Genomic DNA, 19,316 nt, shown 5'->3' on the forward strand with positions numbered 1-19,316 from the left:
TGCCACCGCGCACGCCGACAGGGTATGGCACTGAGTGTCACTCGTAAAGGCACTCGGTACCCCTAATCACCCCTGTTCCCGGTCAGCCCCGGCCGAGCGCCGTCTCCAGTTCCTGTACGACCCGCCACAGCGGCGCGTCCCGGCGGGACACCAGTACCACCACGTCGTCGGGCCGCCCCGCCTGCGCGCCGGCCGCCGCCGACCCGGCCCGCGCGGGGGCCGGCGGACCCTCCGCCGGCCGGCCGTACGTCTGCTGCACGTACCCCAGCGCGTGGTCCACGGCGGCCCCCGGGTCGCCCTTCCCGTCCGAACGCAGCCAGGAGCGCAGGGCGTTGTTGTGCGCGGCGACGACTGCCGCCGCGATCACGTCGGCGCGCAGAGTCCCGTCGGGCCGTCCCGTGAAACGGGCGCGGAGGTACTCGGCGAGCGCGCGTTCGTAGCGCCACACCACCGACAGCTCGTACGCGCGCAGGCCCGGCACCCGCCGGGTGAGGCGGTAGCGCTGCACGGAGAAGGCCGGGTTCTCGGCGTACATCCGCAGCACCAGCCGGGCCGCGTCGCACACCCGCCGCACCGGCTCGTGCTCCGCGCCGCCGGCCGCGAGGAAGGCGGTCATGTCGGCCAGGCAGCGCTCGTGGTCGGGGAAGACCACGTCCTCCTTGGAGGGGAAGTAGCGGAAGAACGAGCGCCGGCCCACCCCGGCCAGGGCCACGATGTCGTCCACGGTGGTCTGCTCGTACCCGCGTTCCAGGAAGAGCCGGAAGGCCGCCGCCACCAGGGCGTCCCGGATCGGCGGCTTCGCGGCCGGCGCCGCGCTGCTGGAGCTCATGGACGGGAACGTAGCACCCGGACGGGATTCGTGACACTCAGTGCAGCGCGAGCGCCCTTCCGGGGGAACTGAGTGCTTCCGAGGCCACCTCGGAGCGGTCCGACCGGGCTGTGCGGTGCGGGGCGGGGGGGCGGATGGTGGCCGGGGGTGGCCGAAAGCCGCCGCACCCTGCGGCGTAACCTTTCTCCGCCGTCACCGCCGCCGTCGAAGACGCCGCCGACACCGGCCCCGCACCGCGCCGCACCACCCACCGCACCCGCAGCCACCGCGCCGCCCCGAGGAGCCCCCATGCCCGCCGCCCGCCCCCGCCTGCTCTACGTCACCGACCTGGCGTACCAGGCGCGCGGGCGCCGCTACTGCGACGAGGACATCCACCTCACGTCCCGGCTGCGCGCCCACTTCGACCTGGCCCTGTGTCATCCGGTGGACGCCGCCGCCCTGATGGACGGCTTCGACGCCGTCGTCGTCCGCAACAGCGGGCCCGTCCTCGGCTACCGGAAGGAGTACGACGCCTTCCGCGCGCGGGCGCTCGCCGCCGGGACCCGGGTGTACAACCCGCTCACCGGGAAGGCCGACATGGCCGGGAAGCAGTACCTGCTCGACCTGGGCGCCGCCGGCTTCCCCGTGATCCCGACCGTCGACCGCGCCGAGGACCTGGACCGGCTGCCGGCCGCCGAGCGGTACGTGGTCAAGCCGAAGCACGGCGCGGACTCCCTCGGCCTGCGGATCGTCCCCGGTGGCGAGGTCGCCGGACTCGCCACCGGGGACGTCCTGATCCAGCCGTGCGTCGACTTCGCCTACGAGGTGTCCTTCTACTTCGTCGACGACGACTTCCAGTACGCCCTCTACGCCCCCGACCCGGAGCGCCGCTGGGAGCTGCGGCCGTACCAGGCCACCGCCGCCGACCTGGAGTTCGCCCGCCGGTTCATCGACTGGAACGACCTCGGGTACGGCATCCAGCGCGTCGACGCCTGCCGCGCCGCGGACGGAGGCCTGCTGCTGGTCGAACTGGAGGACGTCAACCCCTTCCTGTCCCTGGACGCGCTCCCGGAGGAGGCGAGGGACGCCTTCGTCACCGCGTTCACGGCGTCCCTGAACCGGTTCGCGCGGGGGGTGCCCGTCCCGGCCTGACGGTGATCGGCGAGTACCCCGGCGCCCCGCCCCTGACATGGCGCTCAGGGCCGGGGACGGGTGCGGTGCCACCATGGCCGCGCGTCACCGCCGCGGCGTCCGGCCACGGACGCGCGGCGTGGGCACAGGCGCAGCACCCGGTCTGCCGCGCCCCCGGATTCCGGGAAGGTGTCCGGCCGGCCGACGTGCGGGAAGCGCGTCAGCCGGGAGCGGCTGAGGGACAGTCCGCGGACGGTCTGGTGCGGACCCGGCTCCCACGCGTGGACCTCGCCGGCGGGCAGCCGGCGCCGGCCGTCCCCCTCGTCCGTACTGCTCCGGGCGTCCCATGGTGTGCTCCGGAGCCGGTCGGCCGACCGTGACGGCGCCGCGCGGCCGTCCGGGGCGGCCGGCGCCGGGCCCGTCGGCGGCCCTGCGTGCCAGGGGGCGGGCGGGCGGGACGCGGGAAGGCGCGTACTCGGTCACCGTGGCACCGTCCTCGACCCGGCTGGTCCGCGCTCCGCCTCCGCGTGCCCTGCCGGGCGCCCGCCCCCCCACGGCACCGGCGGGCCCGCGGGACCGGAACGCCGGTGCCCTGCGCGCGGGGGACCTCACCCCGCTGCTCGCGGACCGTCGTCGTAGACCAGGAGGCCGTCACCGCGAAGGCGTACACCGGGCGTCGGGCTGTGCGCCATGAGCCGCCCGTCGTGCATCAGGTGCAGGACGAACGCGCCACGGGCCAGGACGGCGAAGTCGGCGATCAGGCGCCGGTGGCACCTCCACCACACCGCCTCGCCGCACATCACCGCGGTACGCTCCTCGCCCGCCTGCCGCAGCACGCCGTCCGTCGCGATCACGAACTCCGCGCTGCGCGTGTGAGCGGCGTAGCCCCGGAAGGACTCGTTGCGCCAGACGGTGTCGGGTGAGTCCGGCGACGGCTTGCGCCACCCGCCCAGCCGCCGCTCCCACCGGTAGGCGATCCGCTCCTCGGGCATCCACTCGGCCAGCCGCTGCCGTGACAGGTCCGGATCGCGGCGACTGCCCGGCGCGGTCCTGACGTCCACGACGGCGGCGACGCCGGCTTCCCGCAGAAGCTCCGCCAGCGTCGTCCGGCCGGCCGTGCCGTGGCCGAAGGTGATCAGCTCCGGGCCCGAGCGGGCGGCCCCGCCCGCGGGATCGGTCCGGACATGGCTCATACACCGAGTGCACCACGTGCGGGCGCGCCGGTGCGCGGTGCGGGGCTTACCTGCTCAGGGCCTGGGCACTCGAACACGACACAAGCCGCCGCAGCCGCCGGCCTGTGTTCCCCGAAGTCATCGGGGCGCCTGCCCGGCCCGCGTTCGCCGCGGTGCGCCGGCGGTGGCCGTCGCCGCTTCCGCGAGCCGCGCGACACGTTCTGTCGTCTACAGAAGGGGGCGTCATGTATCGCAGCACCGTCCACCTCGGCACCGGAGGGCGCGCCGGTGCGCCGGATGGAGGCGGGGCGTCATGTGCGGTCTGAGCGGGGAGGTCCGCTTCGACGGGCGGTCGCCCGACCTCGCGGCCGTCGGGCGCATCACGGAGCGGCTCGCCGACCGCGGACCCGACGGGGAGGGCACCTGGAGACGGGGCGCGGTGGCGTTGGGACACCGCCGCCTGAAGATCATCGACCTGTCGGACAGCGGGTCCCAGCCCATGACGGACGCCCGGGGCGAGGTCACCGGCGTCTTCAACGGCTGCGTGTACAACTATCCGGAGCTGCGGGAGGAACTGCGCCGTCTCGGCCACCGCTTCGCGTCGACGTCGGACACGGAGGTGGTGCTGAACGCCTACCGGCAGTGGGGGACCGCGTGCGTGGAGCGTTTCCGGGGCATGTTCGCCTTCGCGATCGTCGAGCACCGCACCGGCCGCGTCGTCCTCGCCCGGGACCGGCTCGGGATCAAGCCGCTGTACCTGGCGCGGACGCCGGGTCGGCTCCGGTTCGCCTCCACGCTGCCCGCCCTGCTGGCCGCCGGAGACGTGGACACCTCACTCGATCCGGTGGCCCTGCACCAGTACCTGAGCTGGCACGCCACGGTCGCGGCCCCGCGCACCGTCCTCAACGGGGTGCGCAAGTTGCCCCCGGCCACCGTGCGGGTCGTCGAACCGGACGGCACCTACCGGGACCACTGCTACTGGCAGCCGTCGTACACGCGCCGGCCCGAGTACGCCGACATGACAGCGGCCGAATGGCGGGACGCGGTGCTGGACGCGCTGCGCGTGGCCGTGCGCCGGCGGACGGTGGCGGACGTGCCGGTCGGTGTCCTGCTCTCCGGCGGCCTCGACTCCAGCCTCATCGTCGCGCTGCTGGCCGACGAGGGGCAGCGCGACCTGCTGACGTTCAGCGTCGGGTTCGAGACGGAGGGCGGCGAGGAGGGCGACGAGTTCCGCTACTCCGACCTGGTGGCCCGGGAGTTCGGCACCGACCACCGTCGGCTGATGGTTCCCTCCGAGCGGGTGTCGACGGCTCTGGACGGGGCGTTCGCGGCGATGAGCGAGCCGATGACCAGCCACGACGTGGTCGCCTTCCACCTGCTGTCCGAGCAGGTGTCCAAGGAGGTGAAGGTCGTGCAGAGCGGGCAGGGCGCCGACGAGGTCTTCGCCGGTTACCACTGGTACCCGGAGCTGGCGTCGGTCCCCCGCGAGGACGAGCCGGAGCGGTACGCCGCGACCTACTTCGACCGGTCGCACGCCGACCTCGCCCGGGTCCTGCGGCCCGGGATACTGCCCCACGACGACGTCTCGGGACGCTTCGTACGGGAGCACATGGCGCGGCCGGGGGCGGAGACGGCGCTGGACGCCGCCCTCCGGCTGGACACGCACGTCATGCTCGTCGACGACCCCGTCAAGCGGGTCGACAACATGACCATGGCCTGGGGCCTGGAGGCCCGGGTGCCGTTCCTGGACCACGAGCTGGTCGAGCTGGCTGCGGCCTGCCCGCCGGAACCCAAACTGGCCGACGGCGGCAAGGGGGTGCTGAAGGAGGCGGGCCGCAAGCTGCTGCCCCACGAGGTCGTCGACCGCCCCAAGGGCTACTTCCCCGTGCCGGCGATCCGGCACATGGCGGGCCCCGTCCTCCGGCGCGTGCGTGAGGCACTTCAGGCACCGGAGGCAAGGCGACGCGGTGTGTACCAGGAGGCGTACGTGGCGGAACTCCTCGGGGCGCCCGACGAGCACCGGACCAGGCGGGGCGCGAACGCGCTCTGGCAGATCGCTGTGCTGGAGATATGGCTGCAGACCCACGGAATCAAGTGACCGACGACCGGGACGCGCTGGCGGCGCACGGCCCGGCACCCGCCGTGATCCGCTCCGGACCACCAGGTCCGACGGGTCCGGGCCCCGACCGGTCCCCGGACCACCGTACCGGGGACCTCCTCGACGCCGCCCGTGCCGCCGCCCCCGCACCGGTGCCGCTGCCCGAGGCGGGCGGCCCGCGAGACGCGGTGACACGGCTGCGCGCGCACGGCTGCTGGTACCCCTCCGCGAACGCCGACGGCAGCGAGACCGCCTTCATCTGCGACCGGGGAGGCGTCCCCCAGCTGTGGGCCGGGCCCGTCGACGGTGACGAGGTGCGGCTGCTCGACTCCTCACCGGACCCGGTCAAGGAGGTGTCCTGGTCACCGGACGGGCGCTGGATCGCGTACACCACGGCGCCGGGCGGCGGTGAGCACTCACGGGTGCTCTGCGTACGGCCCGACGGCACCGGCCGCCGCATCCTGGCGGGAGCCGACCCGGCCAGTTCCGCCTATCTGGGCTGCTGGGCCCACGACGGCTCGGCCGTCGCCGTCACCGTCGCGGCTCCGGCCGCCGCCGCGTACGGCGCCCTCGCGAGGCAGGCCCTGACGGACTCCGGCCCCGCGGACGACCGGCTCGCCGGGATGCGCCCGGCGGCCGACTGGGCGGACCGGGACGGCCACGCCACGCTCCTCGGCCCGGCCGCGTACGACGCCGCCTCGGGGGTGGCGCCGGACGGGACCCCGGCCGGCACCACGGCACCGGCGGCCCGGCCCGACGGCGGCCTGTCGGTCTACCTGATCGATCCCGACGCCCTGGCCTCGCCCGTCCTGCTCACCACCGAGACCCACGCCGCCTCGCTGCGCGCGTGCGACCTCAGCCCCGACGGCGGTCTCGCGCTGCTGCGCCGGGGGCCGCGCGGCCGGCGCGAGGCGGTCGTCCTGCGCACCGCCGACTCGGTGACCACCCTCGTCGTGCCGGTCGCCGACGGCGACCCGTGGATCGGCCGGTTCTCCCCGGACGCGCGGACACTGTGGCTGCGCAGCAACGACGACCGCGAGTACGCGGCACTCCTCGCGGTGGCCCTGGACGCCGACGGCGGGCCGCACACGGTGTCGGTCGCGGCGGAGCGTGCCGCAAGCGACCTGGAACTCCTGGCGCTGGCCCACGACGGCCGCACCGCCGCGCTCGCCTGGAACGTGCGCGGCGCGAGCGAACTGGAACTCGTCGAGACCTTCCCGACGGGGCGGACCCCGGACGGCACGGGCCCGGCGCGGCCGTTGCCCCTGCCCCACGAGGTCGTCACCCGCGTGACCGCCGCCGGTGCCGGGCGCCTGCTGCTCGCGCTGTCGGGGTCGCAGCGCCGTCCGGGCCTGTGGTGGGCCCACGAGGGCGTGTCGCTGCTGCGCACCCCATGGTCCTCCCGGAACGAGGACGCCGTCCCGCCGGGCCGCCCACCGGTGCGCCCCGTCCCGGTGCTCCTGACCGCGCGGGACGGGCTGCCCCTGAGCGGCTGGTACTACCGGGCGCCGGGGCGTGCCCCCGACGAACCGGCACCCTGTGTGATCCACCTGCACGGAGGCCCGGAGGAACAGGAACGCCCGGTGTTCAACCCGCTTTACCACGAGCTGGTCGGGCGTGGCCTGGACGTCTTCGCCCCCGACGTCCGGGGCTCCCTGGGACACGGCCGCTCGTTCGTCGACGCCGACCTGGGCGCGGGCCGCTTCGCCGCCCTCGACGACGTCGCGGACTGCGCGGTCCACGCGGTGACCGCGGGCCCCGCCGATCCCACGCGGCTCGCGGTCATGGGCCGCTCGTACGGCGGCTATCTGACGTTCGCCTCCCTCGTGTGGCACCCGGACCTGTTCCGCACCGGAGTCGCCGTCTGCGGCATGTCCGACTTCCTCACCTTCTTCGCCGGTACGGAGCCGTGGATCGCGGAATCGGCGGCGCACAAGTACGGCCACCCGGAACGCGACCGTGAGCTGCTGCACGCCCTGTCGCCGATGAGCCGCATCGACGCGCTGCGCGTCCCGCTGCTGGCCGTCCACGGCGAACACGACACCAACGTGCCACCGGGGGAGTCCCAGCAGTTCGTACGGGCCGCGCGGGAACGGGGCGTCCACGCGGAACTGCTGACCCTGCGCGACGAGGGGCACGACTTCCTGCGCGCGGACAACCGGCGTCTGTTCCGCCGCGCCGCGGCCGACTGGATGCAACGGCACCTCCACACGTGACCCCCCGCCTCATCAAGGGGGAGCGGGATCGCCTGAACGAGGCCGCGGCGGGCGCCGTATCCGAGGACGCGGGCCGCGCAGACCCCGCCCTCGCCCGCGGGACGGAAGGAGAACCAGGTGCCGACACCGCCCGACCCCGAACAGCCGCCGCCCGGACCGGTCCTGGAGCCCGTCAGGGTCGTACGCCTTCGCCGCTTCGACGCCCTCGCGGAACTCATGCGGGAGATCCGGCCCGATCCGGTGACCCACGAGGACGACACCCGGGAACTCCCGCCCGTACCCGCCCCGGTCCCTCCCCCCTCGGGTACCCCCGGCCCGAGCGCGGGCCCGCGCCGGGCCACCGTGGCCGCGGCCGTCGTGGCGGCAGCCCTCGTCGGCTTCGGCTGCGCCCTGCTCCTCACCGGCCGCCAGATGACCGCCGCGACCGCCGGCCCGGCCCCGCCGGTCACGACCGCACCGCCGGCCACCGCACCAGGCGGCCCGTCGGCCCCCACCACGTCGGCCGGACCCACGGCCCCCGCCACCGCGCCCGACCCCGACGGCCCCGGCACCCTCCGCCGGGGCGACACCGGGCCCGACGTCGCCGACCTGCAACAACGCCTGCTGCGCGTCCCGGACGTCTACCGCGACGGCTCCACCAGCGGCACCTACGACACCACGCTCACCGAGGCCGTGGCCCGCTTCCAGCTCTGGTACGGCGTCAGCGGCGACGAGAGGGGTGTGTACGGGAACGACACGCGCCGCGCGCTGGAGTCCCGCACCGGCGTCGGCGACGATTCATGAGTGGCACACCGGGCACACGGGGACCACCGCGCGGCCCGCGCGGGCCGGGGCACCGGGCGGCGGCGGACGGGAGCGGAGCGGCATGGCGGACGAGAGCGGCACGCGGGGCCGGCAGGGGCGACCGGACCTGGACGGCTTCTTCGACCGGCTGGACCCGGACATGTGCGTGGTGACCGCCGCGGCGAGCGGCAGGCGCGCCGGTTGTCTGGTCGGCTTCGCCTCGCAGTGCTCCATCCAGCCGCCCCGGTTCGCCGTCTGGCTGTCCAAGGTCAACCAGACCTACCGGGTCGCCCGGGCCGCGCAGTTCCTCGCCGTCCATCTGCTCACCCGCGACCAGCGGGACCTCGCGGAACTCCTCGGTGGCGAGACGGGCGACGAGGTCGACAAGTTCGCGGGGCTCGCCTGGCGGGAGGGGCGGGGCGGCACCGCCGTCCTGGAGGACACGGCGGCCTGGTTCGTGGGTGCCATCCTCCAGCGCACCGACGGCGGCGACCACGTCGGCTTCGTGCTCGACCCCGTCGAGTGGGGCGAGGGCCGCGGCGGCCCCCTGTTGCGCCTGTCCGACGCCGTCACCATCGACGCCGGCCATCCCGTGGACTGAGCGCGGCCGGCCCGGACCGATCCGGACGCCGCCGTCAGCCCTCCGCGGCCTCCGTGGCGTCCCGCACGTCCTCCAGGGGCATCCGGATGTCGAGCACGCACACGTCGTCGCGCCGTTCGTCCGCCAGCATCGCCGCGAGCAGCGCGTCCAGGGACCCGGACTCGCCGCGGCCGTGGGCGCGCACCGCCTCGGCCAGCCGGGCGAAGCCCGCGTCCAGGCCCTCGCCGGGGCGTTCGACCAGGCCGTCGGTGTAGAGCAGCAGCCGGTCGCCGGGCTCCAGGCGCAGCTCCCGCGACTCGTACGCGGGGGCTGCCGTCGCGCCGAGCAGCATGCCGCCGGGCCGGTCGAGGAAGCGGACCTCGCCCCGGCGCACCAGCAGCGGCGGCGGGTGCCCCGCCTGCGCCCAGGCGAGGACGTGCTGGTCGGGGTCGTACCGGGCGAGCACCATGGTGGCGCTGATCTGGCTGTCGCGGGAGTGCAGCAGGAGCTGGTTGAGCCGCGCCAGCGCCCCGGTGAGCGAGGAGCCGGTGCTGACCATGCCCTTCGCGGTGAACCTGAGCTGGGCCATGGTGGCCACCGCGTCGATGCCGTGGCCCGCCACGTCGCCGACCACGAACAGCGCGTCGTAGTCGGGCAGTTCGATGGCGCTGAACCAGTCCCCGCCGACGTGGATGCCGGCCTGCGCGGGCAGGTAGGCGACCTCGACGCGCAGCCCGGCCAGCCGCACCGGCTTGCTGGGCAGCGGCAGCAGGGCGTGCTGGAGCCGGGCCGCCAGGGCCCGTTCGGCCTGGAGGATGCCGCGCTGGAGCAGCATCGCGCGCTCGCTCTCCACCAGCGCGAGTTCCGCGCTGCGCTGCGCGGTGAGGTCCTGGACGAAGCCGTGCACCTCTACCGGGGTGCCGTCGGGCGTGGTGGCGGCCTCGGCGACCATCCGTAGGTGCCGGACCCCCTCGGGCGTCTCGATGCGGAACGGCACGTCGAACGGGCGGGCGCGGGAGACGAGTTCGGCGATCGCGTGGGCCAGCGGCCCGGTGTCGTCGGGCAGTACCAGGTCGGGCAGCTCCTCCAGGCGGACCGGCCGTTGCCCGGGGCACAGGCCGAGCACGGCGTACGTCTGCGTGGCCCAGGAGGTCTCCTGGGTGATCAGGTTCCAGTTGGCCCAGCCGAGGTTGCCGAGCCGCTGCACGTCGGCCAGGCGCTGCTCCTGGCGCTCGACCGGGTCGTGCCGCAGCCAGGTCACCACCAGGCACTCGCCCAGCGGAGCGGCCCGCACCGTGTAGGTGGCGGTCACGGGCACCCCGCCGACCACGTCCTGGTAGGCGAACGGCTCGCCCTCGAAGGGGACTCCGGTCTCCAGGGCCTGGAGGTAGCCCCGCCACAGCGGTTCGCCCGCGACCGACGGATAGCTCTCCAGGACACGCCTGCCGACCATGTCGCGGCCGGTGCGGCCGAACACGTCGACCGCCCCCGGGGTGGCGGCGTCGATGAGGTAGTCCTCCACCTCGCCGGAGGGGGTGCGCAGCGGGGTCAGCAGGATCGCCGCGTCCGGCAGTGCGTCGAACACCGCCTGCACGGTGTGGGAGACGTCCCCGGGCGCGCCGCCGCGCGGGTTGTCGAAGGCCCGCAGCCGGCCCGCGCACAGCCGGGCCACGGCCCGCAGCAGCTCCCGCTCGCGCCGTGTGAACGGCTCGCCGCGCCGGCGGAGCACCCCGAGGGCGACGCACGCGGTGTCCCCGGCCGGCACGGGCAGCCAGGCCCGGGTGGGCCACCGCTCCGGCGGATCGCCGATGAGCAGGTACTGGGCGCGGTCCAGGGCGATGTCCTCCAGCCAGCGCGGCTCCCCGGACTCCAGGGCGTCCAGCGCGGCCACGCTGGTCGCCGGGGGGAGCCGGCTCCACTGGGCGGCGAGGGTGGGGTCGACACCGGCGTACCCGATCAGCGCGAGCCCGCCCTCGGGCGGCCGCTCGTACAGCATCACCGCGTCGGCGCCCGCCTCGGACGCGAGGTGGTCCAGCAGGCATCCGGCCAGCTCGTGCGGCGAGCCGACCCGGAGCAGGTCGCGGCCGATGTCTCCCAGGGCGCCCGTCAGGTCCGTGGAGCTGGCGGGCACGCTCTCCCAGGAGCGGACGGCGGCGGCCGGGGCCGGCGTCGGGGGCTGCTGCCGGGGCGGCAGGGCGCCCAGGGTGAGCCAGCACTGTTCGAGGAGGGTGCGGTTGCCGTCCTTGGCGCGCTGGACCAGCTCCTGGTGGGCGGCGTCCGGGGTACAGGATGTGACGGCCATCAGCACGCCCTTGGCCCGCTCCAGGACCGCGGAGGTGGCGGCCACGTCCCGCAGCCGTTCCAGTTCGGCGCGCTGCCGGGCCACGACCTTGGCCAGCGCCGCGAGATCGGCGCCGGTTCCGCCGTCCACCGGAGGCAGGGGCTCGCTCGTCACGCGATGAGCATGGCACATCCGGGCGCGTTCGATCACTCGTCTGCCGGGTCGGGATTCACACGACCGGTGGACACGACCGGCGGCTCCGGAAGCGGTGGGGGAGGCGCCTGGGCAGGGCAGGGCGAGGGAGTGGTGAGGGAGCGGCCTGGCCGGGTCAGCGGACCGTGACGCGGGCGGCCAGCGCCTCGCTGACCGCGCGGACGCTGCGCGCGATGTGCTGCAACTGCAACACCTCCGCCGCGTACAGCTTGATCGTGTGCTCGATCACCGATTCGGGCAGTCCGAGCACGGGCAGTTCGGTCCGCGCGGTCTGGAGGGCGGTCCGCGCGACCCGTATCTCCTGCTGCACCTGGATCTGCGCGTGCCGGGCCAGCAGGACCGGGTGCCGGATGAGCGCCGGGTAGCTGGCGTAGCGCGCGGGGATCAGCTCGCGCAGCCACTTGGCGGCCGAGCGCTCCCAGTCGTACGAGCCCGGCGTCTTGACCTGACAGGGCCAGTCTGGGCTGATGCGCGTGCTGGTCAGGGGCATGTTCATCGCTTCCGGTGTGCGGCGTCGGAGGGTGGTCGACGGGTTCGGGGCGGCCCCGGTCTAGGGGATGACCGGGGCCGCCACGGGCGCGTCGCGCAGACGACGCGCCCCGGTACACCCCGGGCGCCGACGTGGGTAGGGGACGGCGGCAGGGGGTGTCCGTGCGCGGGCCCCGGGCGCGGGGAACCGGCGCTGCGTGCGGTGGGGCGTGCGCATGGGCGGTCCGTCGGCTTTCTCGGGGCGGTGGGCGGGGAGCCCGCCGAGCAGTATTTATATATGCCGATCGCTTTGCAAGGCGTATGAAAACATTCATGCGCGTTATGGGGTGAATCGTCCCCGTCCACGGCACGGATGACCGCAAGATCTTCACGGATGCCCGGAAGCGGGCGAGAGGAACGGCCGTACCGGCCCCGGTTCAGTCCCTGAGGAAGAACTGGTGCTGCTCGGAGAGCTGCTCGTACTTCTCCAGCCGGGCCTGAGTGCGCTCCGGATCGGCGTCGGTCATGGCCTGCAACAGCGCCGCGGCCAGCACCCCGGGCGCGGCGTAGGAGTCGAACACCAGCCGGGAACCGGTGCCGGTGGCGAAGGTGACATCGGCCTCGTCGGCCAGCGGCCCGAGCGCCAGGTCCGTCACCAGGGCGACCTTCAGACCCGCGCCGCGCGCCACCCGGACGGCGTGCAGCGTCTCCTGGGAGTGCCGGGGCATGGCGAAGGCCAGCACCCAGCTGCCGCCGGCCTCGCGGGACTGCAACAGCGCGTCGTAGGCCACGCTGCCGCCGCGGGTCACCAGCCGCACGTCCGGGTGGATACGGCGGGCCGCGTAGCCGAAGTACTCGGCGAGCGACACCGAGATCCGCAGGCCCAGCACGGTCAGCGGGGTGGAGCGGGACAACTCGCGGCCGACGTGGATCACCCGGTCGGGGTCGGCGAAGTCCCGCCGCAGGTTCTCCAGGTTCTCGATCTCGGCGTCCACGGCCGCCTGCAACTCGTTGGCCCGGTTCTCCTCGCCGGGCCCGCCCGCGAGGCTGCTCAGCGCGATCGACTGGAGCTTCTCGCGCAGCGCCGGGTAGCCGCTGAAGCCGACGGCGGCGGCGAAGCGGGTGACGGAGGGCTGGCTCACCCCGACCCGGTCGGCGAGCTCGGTGATCGACAGGAACGCGGCCTCGGTGATGTGCTCGATCAGGTACTGGGCGATGCGCCGCTGCCCCGGCGACAGACGCGGGCCGTCGAAGAGTTCCCTGAGCCGGGAGGTCGGGGCGGCCTCGGCCGCGGGCACCGTCCTGCCCGACGTGATCGCTGATGCCTGTGCGCGTGCCTGCTGCGGCGAGGGCACCGGTCGGCCTCCTTTGTCTGCCACGAGGACTCAACATAGCTCACCGACCGTCGTGACCAGGGGGTTGAGACGCCGGGCTCACCGCCGGTACAGGCCGATGGAATGGCCCACTTCGCCGACCGGCCGGCTGCTCGCCAGCAGCTCCGCGAGCCGGCCGCGCGCCTTGGCGGCGGCGGAGTCCGACACCGCCAGCAGCCCGTGCACCCGCTCCGGCGGCACCGTGCGCGGATCCGCCGCGTGGATGCCGTACGACGCCGGGACGCCGCTGCCCTTGTACACCAGCCACACCCGCTCGCCCGGGTACCGCTCCCGGAGCCGGTCGGCGAGCCGGCCCAGGTCCTGGCCCCAGTCCACGTTCGAGTCGTGCAGCAGCCGGTGGGTGTGCGCCGGACCGCCGAACGCCTCGTTGGCGTACGGCAGGTAGTACGGGAACGTCCGCAGCGAACTCACCGCCGCCCACAGCACCAGGGCCCCGGCCAGGAGCCCGCGCCACCGCCACCGGAGGGTCGGTACACAGGCCGCCGCCACCGCGAGGAACACCGGTACGCACAGCGCGTACCGGGTGCCGAAGTCCCGCGACCCCGTCATCGCCGCCGCGAGCAGCACCAGGGGCGGCACCAGCACATACGGGGCCGCCGGACGCAGCCGCCGTACCGCCACCACCGCGACGGCACCGGCCGCGCCCAGCGCCAGCAGCCCGAGCGGGGTCTTCACCAGCAGGGCGGTCGGCAGGTAGTACCAGAGCGAGCCGGTGTACAGGTGCCCGAACAGATACCCCTGCCAGGGCTGTTCCTCCAGCCCGAACTGCACCCGCATCCCCGCCCGGTACGCCGGCGGCACCGGCAGCAGCTCCACCAGCCGCGCCCGCGGCCCGTGCGCGGCCGGCACCGGCCCGGCGGGTTCGAACCGCAACCGAGGGTCGACGACCAGGTACACGGCCCACACCACGGCGAGGGCCACGACCGCGACGACGGCGGCGGCCACCAGCGCCGACACCGCCGGACGCCGTGCCCCGAGCCGGGGCGGGGGCCACCGCCGCGAGACCGGGGCGGACCGGTGGGCGGCGAGGGCGGACACCGCCGCCAGCGCCATCAGCACCGGTACCGCGGGCAGGGCGCTCATCTTGGTCGCCGTGGCCGCGCCCAGCGCCGCCCCCGCGAGTGGCAGGTACAGGACGGGGCGGTGCCGGGCCCGCCACGCCAGCCAGGCCGCGGTCAGGACGCATCCGGCCGTCGGCAGGTCCAGCGTGGCCAGGGAACCGTGCGCGATCACGTCGGGCGAGAACGCGTACAGGGCGAGCGCGACCAGGCCGCCCGCCCTCCCCGTCAGGTCCCGGGCGAAGGCGGACACCACCAGCCCGCACAGCAGCGTCAGCGTGATCACCGGCAGCCGCGCCCACAGCATCAGCCGCCAGGGATCGTTGCCCGACCCGTACAGCAGGTGCCGGCCCACCTGCCCCTGGTCGCCGGTGTACGACGGGTCGTAGTGCGGGTCCGCCGCCGCCACCCCGGCCGCGATCAGCAGCTTCCCGAGCGGCGGATGCTCGGGGTTGTACCGCAGCCGGTGCTCGCGCACGTAGTCGGTGGCCGTGGCGACGTACACCGGCTCGTCGATGGTGGGGGTCTGCCGCACCGCCGTGGTGACCATCGCCGCGGCCATCTGCCCGAGGAGCAGGACGGCCAGGACCGGCGGCAGCCACCGCCGGTGCCGGCGCAGCCGGGCCCACCGCCCCGACGGGCCCTGTCGTACCGGGACCGCGGCGGGTGCGGCGGGGGTGAGGACCGGGTGCTGTTCGCGCGCCATCATCCGTCCCGCGGCGGAAGGGGCCGTGCGGGGGCGGGCGGGCTCGGGGGCCTGATCACGGCCCTACCGTCGCACCGCCGCCCCCGCGGCCGTCACCGCCGCACGAGTCGCACCGGCAGACCTTCTGCCGTGTACACGGGTACGGCCCGCAGCCCGCCCAAGTTCACCTCGATCCGCTCGAACCGCCCGTCCGGGACGCGGCGAGGACCGGCGGTGAGGCTCAGGCGCCGGGCGTGTGTGCCGAGGGTGGATACGCGGGCCGGGCCGACCTGACGAACGCGACCGGGTCACGGCCCCGCCGGCCGGCGGCGGACCACCGGTTCGCGGGAGCGGTACGCCGGCCGTCGGGGGGCCATCGGTTCGCGGGGAGGCACGCCGGCCGGCGGCGGTACGTCAGCTCACGGACGCAGGACACCGGTGCCGGCGGCGGCACGTCAGCTCACGGGACGCAGCACACCGGCCGGCACCACCAGGTCCGCCCACTGCCGTGTCGTCGCGACCAGGTCGGCGTTGCGCTGGTCCGAGCCCAGCACCCAGGCCACGGCCGCCTCGTGCTCCTTGCCGAACTCCTCGTGCCGGGCGACCAGCCGGCGGATCCGCTCGTCCTCGGCGATCTCGCAGAACCACACCTCGTCCAGGCATTTCCGCACCCGCGTCCACGAACCCTCCCGCAGCAGCAGGTAGTTCCCCTCGGTCACCACCAGCCGGGCCCGCGGCGGCACCGGGATCGCGCCCGCGAGCGGCTGCTCCAGCACCCGTTCGAACCCCGGCGCGTACACCACCTCGTCGGTCTCCTCACGCAGCCGCCGCAGCAGCGCCGCGTACCCGGCCGCGTCGAAGGTGTCCGGCGCGCCCTTGCGGTCCCGGCGGCCCAGCCGGTCCAATTCGGCGTCCGCGAGGTGGAAACCGTCCATCGGCACGTGCGCCGCCCACGGCGGGTCGTCGCCGTTCAGCGCGTCCACCAGCCGCTCGGCCAGCGTCGTCTTACCCGAACCGGGGCTGCCCGCGATGCCGAGCAGGGCACGCCGGCCGTCCCGGGGCAGGGCGCGGGCACGGCCGAGGAGGTCGTCGAAGGTCAGCGGCACACAGAGAGTGTGGCATTTCCCGCCCGCCAGGAGTGTGGCGTGCGCCACCCACTGGAGGGCCGCTTCGCGGGGAACAGTCCGGATATGACTCAGCTCGGTCTGCCCGACACCATCCAGGCCTGTCTCTTCGACCTCGACGGGGTCGTCACCAAGACCGCCGTCGTGCACGCGGCGGCCTGGAAGGAGACGTTCGACGCCTTCCTGCGTGACTACGAGGGGGAACAGGGGCGGCCGTTCGACGCCGTCACCGACTACGACGAGTACGTCGACGGCCGTCCCCGCGCCGACGGCGTCCGCGCCTTCCTCGCCTCACGCGGCATCCACCTCCCCGAAGGCGGCCCGGACGATCCGCCGGACGCCCGCACCGTGCACGGCCTCGGCAACCGCAAGAACGACCTGCTGCTGGAGAAGATCCGCACCGGCGGGGTCGAGGCCTACGAGGGCACCCTGCGGTACCTGGAGGCGGTCCGCGCCGCCGGGCTGCGCACCGCGATCGTCTCCTCCAGCGCCAACTGCCGGGACGTGCTGCGCGCGGTCGGCGCCGAGCACTTCTTCGACGTACGGATCGACGGCGTGGTCGCGGCCGAGCGGAACCTGCCGGGCAAGCCGCACCCCGACACCTTCCTCGCCGCCGCCCGGGACCTCGGCGTCGAGGCGTCCCGCGCGGCCGTCTTCGAGGACGCGCTGGCCGGCATGGACGCCGGCCGCGCGGGCGGCTTCGGCCATGTCGTCGGCGTGGACCGGGTGGGCCAGACCGACGCGCTGTACGCGCACGGCGCCGACATCGTCGTCAAGGACCTGGCCGAACTGGGAGGCAAGCAGTGATCACCGACCGCTCCTACGGCGTCGAACCGTGGACCGTCCGGGAGACCGCCCTCGACCTCGACGTCCTCGCCCAGAGCGAGTCGGTGTTCGCCCTGTCCAACGGGCACGTCGGCTGGCGCGGCAACCTGGACGAGGGCGAACCGCACGGCCTGCCCGGCAGCTACCTCAACGGCGTGCACGAGGTGCACCCGCTGCCGTACGCGGAGGCCGGCTACGGCTACCCGGAGTCCGGACAGACCGTCATCAACGTCACCAACGGCAAGGTCATCCGGCTGCTGGTGGACGACGAGCCGTTCGACCTGCGCTACGGCCGGCTCGTCGCCCACGAACGCGTCCTGGACCTGCGCCGCGGGGTGCTGGAGCGGACCTGCGAGTGGACCTCCCCGGCCGGCTCCACGGTCCGGGTGCGCTCCACGCGGCTGGTCTCGCTGACCCAGCGGGCGGTGGCCGCCGTGGCGTACGAGGTGGAGGCCGTCGGCAGCCGCAGCCGGGTGGTGATCCAGTCCGAGCTGGTCGCCAACGAGAGCCTGCCCGACCCCGACGGCGACCCGCGCGCGGCGAAGGCGCTGAAGTCCCCGCTGGAACAGGAGGACGGCTTCGCCTCCGGCAACCGGCTGCGGCTGGTGCACCGCACCCGGCGCAGCGGTCTCAGGGTCGCCGTGGCCGCCGACCACGTCGTCACCGGACCCGAACGCACCACCAGCCGCAGCGAGAGCGGCATCGACGTGGCCCGGCTGACCGTCACCTCCGTACTGGAACCCGGACAGACCCTGCGGATGGAGAAGCTGGTCGCCCACGGCTGGTCCGGCACCCGGTCGCTGCCCGCGATGGCCGACCAGGTCGACGCCGCGCTCGCCGCCGCCGGACACGACGGCTGGCAGGGCCTGCTCGACGACCAGCGGGCCTGTCTCGACGACTTCTGGGACCGCGCCGACGTCGAGGTGGAGGGCGACGAGGAGATCCAGCAGGCCGTCCGGTTCGCGCTGTTCCACGTCCTCCAGGCCGGCGCCCGCGCCGAGCAGCGCGCCCTCCCCGCCAAGGGACTCACCGGCTCCGGCTACGACGGGCACGCCTTCTGGGACACCGAGATGTTCGTGCTGCCCGTCCTCACCCACACCGCGCCCGCCGCCGTCGCCGAGGCCCTGCGCTGGCGGTACAACACCCTGGACGAGGCCCGCGAACGCGCGGCCCAACTCGGACTCGCCGGCGCCGCGTTCCCCTGGCGGACCATCGCCGGCCCGGAGGGCTCCGCGTACTGGCCGGCCGGCACCGCCGCCTTCCACGTCAACGCCGGCATAGCCGACGCCGTCATCCGGTACGTGGAGGCCACCGGCGACACCGCCTTCGAGCGCGAGACCGGCGTCGAACTGCTGGTGGAGACCGCCCGGTTGTGGCGCTCGCTCGGCCACCACGACACCCACGGCGTCTTCCACCTCGACGGCGTCACCGGCCCCGACGAGTACAGCGCGGTCGCCGACGACAACACCTACACCAATCTGATGGCCCGCCAGAACCTGCGCGCCGCCGCCGACGCCGTCGAACGCCACCCGGACCAGGCGCGGCGGCTCGGCGTGGACGAGGAGGAGAGCGCCGCCTGGCGGGACGCCGCCGACTCCATGCACATCCCCTACAACGCCGAACTCCGCGTCCACGAACAGCACGCCGGCTTCACCCGCTACCAGCGCTGGGACTTCGAGGGCACCCACCCCGACCAGTACCCGCTGCTGCTCCACTTCCCCTACTTCGACCTCTACCGCAAGCAGGTCGTCAAACAGGCCGACCTGGTGCTGGCCATGTACACCTGCGGCGACTACTTCGAGCAGGAGCACGACGAGGAGCAGATCGCCCGGAACTTCGCCTACTACGAGCCGCTGACCGTCCGCGACTCCTCCCTGTCCGCCTGCTGCCAGGCCGTCATCGCCGCCCAGACCGGTCACCTGGACCTCGCCTACGCCTACACCGCCGAGGCCGCGCTGATGGACCTCCAGGACCTGGAGCACAACACGCGGGACGGGCTGCACATCGCCTCCCTCGCCGGCACCTGGATGGCCCTGGTCGCGGGCTTCGGCGGCATGCGGCACGACGGCGACCGGCTGCGGTTCGCACCCCGCCTGCCCGAGCGGCTGCGCCGCCTCGCCTTCACCATCCAGTTCCGTGGACGCCGGCTGCGGGTGGACATCGGCGCGGACAAGGTGACGTACGCACTCCTGGACGGCCCGCCGCTGACGCTCCGCCACCACGGCGAGCCGCTCACGGTCGGCACCGACGACCCGGCCGTCCGCGCGGTACCACCGGCACCGCGACGCCCCACGCCCCAACAGCCGGCGCACCGGGGCCCGGGCGGTGGGGAAGGCGGCGCGTTCGGCGGGTGAGCGGCTGCCGGCCGGGGCCGGCCGGGGCGAGGAGGGCACCGGGTGCGGGGTGTGGGCCGGCGTCTGAGGCTGCCGCGCGGCGGACGGGGGCGGGGTGTCGGACGGGGCCGGGTGCGGGTGGTGGAC

15 protein-coding genes are annotated in these 19,316 nt (G+C 74.7%); 7 read left to right on the forward strand and 8 right to left on the reverse strand.

Annotated elements, in window-relative coordinates:
• Positions 1-82: 82 nt before the first annotated feature.
• Positions 83-829 carry a TetR family transcriptional regulator gene (locus tag IE273_RS40820; protein ID WP_189820164.1) on the reverse strand — a complete coding sequence of 249 codons (747 nt, stop codon included), beginning with the start codon at positions 827-829 and terminating at the stop codon, positions 83-85.
• Positions 830-1,117: 288 nt separating this feature from the next.
• Here IE273_RS40820 and IE273_RS40825 point away from each other — a divergent pair, with 288 nt between their 5' ends.
• The gene (locus IE273_RS40825) at positions 1,118-1,960 is read left to right on the forward strand and encodes an ATP-grasp domain-containing protein (RefSeq protein WP_189820165.1); all 843 of its coding nucleotides are present in this window, start codon (positions 1,118-1,120) and stop codon (positions 1,958-1,960) included.
• A 44-nt stretch (positions 1,961-2,004) separates the two neighbouring features.
• Here IE273_RS40825 and IE273_RS44435 read toward each other — a convergent pair whose 3' ends face one another.
• Both IE273_RS44435 and IE273_RS40830 read right to left on the reverse strand, forming a co-directional pair.
• The gene (locus IE273_RS44435) at positions 2,005-2,241 is read right to left on the reverse strand and encodes a hypothetical protein (protein ID WP_229888094.1); all 237 of its coding nucleotides are present in this window, start codon (positions 2,239-2,241) and stop codon (positions 2,005-2,007) included.
• 306 nt (positions 2,242-2,547) lie between these two features.
• Positions 2,548-3,132: a DUF488 domain-containing protein gene (locus IE273_RS40830; protein WP_189820166.1), complete on the reverse strand. Its 585-nt coding sequence runs from the start codon at positions 3,130-3,132 to the stop codon at positions 2,548-2,550.
• Between the two features lie 292 nt (positions 3,133-3,424).
• On the opposite strand from IE273_RS40830, the gene IE273_RS40835 reads away from it, so the two are divergent.
• From IE273_RS40835 to IE273_RS40850, 4 genes are all read left to right on the forward strand, one after another.
• Positions 3,425-5,209: an N-acetylglutaminylglutamine amidotransferase gene (locus IE273_RS40835; RefSeq protein ID WP_189820167.1), complete on the forward strand. Its 1,785-nt coding sequence runs from the start codon at positions 3,425-3,427 to the stop codon at positions 5,207-5,209.
• On the forward strand, positions 5,206-7,425 hold the full coding sequence (locus tag IE273_RS40840; protein ID WP_189820168.1) for a S9 family peptidase: 2,220 nt from the start codon (positions 5,206-5,208) through the stop codon (positions 7,423-7,425). Before IE273_RS40835 ends, IE273_RS40840 begins: the two co-directional genes overlap by 4 nt.
• A 117-nt stretch (positions 7,426-7,542) precedes the next feature.
• Positions 7,543-8,208: a peptidoglycan-binding protein gene (locus tag IE273_RS40845; protein ID WP_189820169.1), complete on the forward strand. Its 666-nt coding sequence runs from the start codon at positions 7,543-7,545 to the stop codon at positions 8,206-8,208.
• A gap of 82 nt (positions 8,209-8,290) precedes the next feature.
• Positions 8,291-8,809: a flavin reductase family protein gene (locus IE273_RS40850; protein ID WP_189820170.1), complete on the forward strand. Its 519-nt coding sequence runs from the start codon at positions 8,291-8,293 to the stop codon at positions 8,807-8,809.
• A 34-nt stretch (positions 8,810-8,843) separates the two neighbouring features.
• Here the strand turns inward: IE273_RS40850 and IE273_RS40855 are convergent, their stop codons facing one another.
• The 5 genes from IE273_RS40855 to IE273_RS40875 form a co-directional block, all read right to left on the reverse strand.
• Positions 8,844-11,261, reverse strand: a complete 2,418-nt coding sequence (locus tag IE273_RS40855) for a SpoIIE family protein phosphatase (protein WP_229888093.1) — start codon at positions 11,259-11,261, stop codon at positions 8,844-8,846.
• 136 nt (positions 11,262-11,397) lie between these two features.
• Positions 11,398-11,778 carry a hypothetical protein gene (locus IE273_RS40860; protein ID WP_189820171.1) on the reverse strand — a complete coding sequence of 127 codons (381 nt, stop codon included), beginning with the start codon at positions 11,776-11,778 and terminating at the stop codon, positions 11,398-11,400.
• A gap of 409 nt (positions 11,779-12,187) precedes the next feature.
• The gene (locus IE273_RS40865; RefSeq protein ID WP_189820172.1) at positions 12,188-13,105 is read right to left on the reverse strand and encodes a MurR/RpiR family transcriptional regulator; all 918 of its coding nucleotides are present in this window, start codon (positions 13,103-13,105) and stop codon (positions 12,188-12,190) included.
• 78 nt (positions 13,106-13,183) lie between these two features.
• Positions 13,184-14,911 carry a phospholipid carrier-dependent glycosyltransferase gene (locus tag IE273_RS40870; protein ID WP_189820173.1) on the reverse strand — a complete coding sequence of 576 codons (1,728 nt, stop codon included), beginning with the start codon at positions 14,909-14,911 and terminating at the stop codon, positions 13,184-13,186.
• A 431-nt stretch (positions 14,912-15,342) separates the two neighbouring features.
• The gene (locus IE273_RS40875; protein ID WP_189820174.1) at positions 15,343-15,993 is read right to left on the reverse strand and encodes a nucleoside/nucleotide kinase family protein; all 651 of its coding nucleotides are present in this window, start codon (positions 15,991-15,993) and stop codon (positions 15,343-15,345) included.
• Between the two features lie 84 nt (positions 15,994-16,077).
• Between IE273_RS40875 and IE273_RS40880 the strand changes: the two genes are divergently transcribed.
• Positions 16,078-16,818, forward strand: a complete 741-nt coding sequence (locus IE273_RS40880) for an HAD family hydrolase (protein WP_014676738.1) — start codon at positions 16,078-16,080, stop codon at positions 16,816-16,818.
• Positions 16,815-19,190 (forward strand): glycoside hydrolase family 65 protein, encoded by a 2,376-nt coding sequence (locus tag IE273_RS40885; protein ID WP_189820175.1) that lies wholly within the window; start codon positions 16,815-16,817, stop codon positions 19,188-19,190. Before IE273_RS40880 ends, IE273_RS40885 begins: the two co-directional genes overlap by 4 nt.
• Positions 19,191-19,316: the final 126 nt, after the last annotated feature.

This window comes from Streptomyces olivaceoviridis, assembly GCF_014650115.1.
GTDB lineage: Bacteria > Actinomycetota > Actinomycetes > Streptomycetales > Streptomycetaceae > Streptomyces > Streptomyces olivaceoviridis.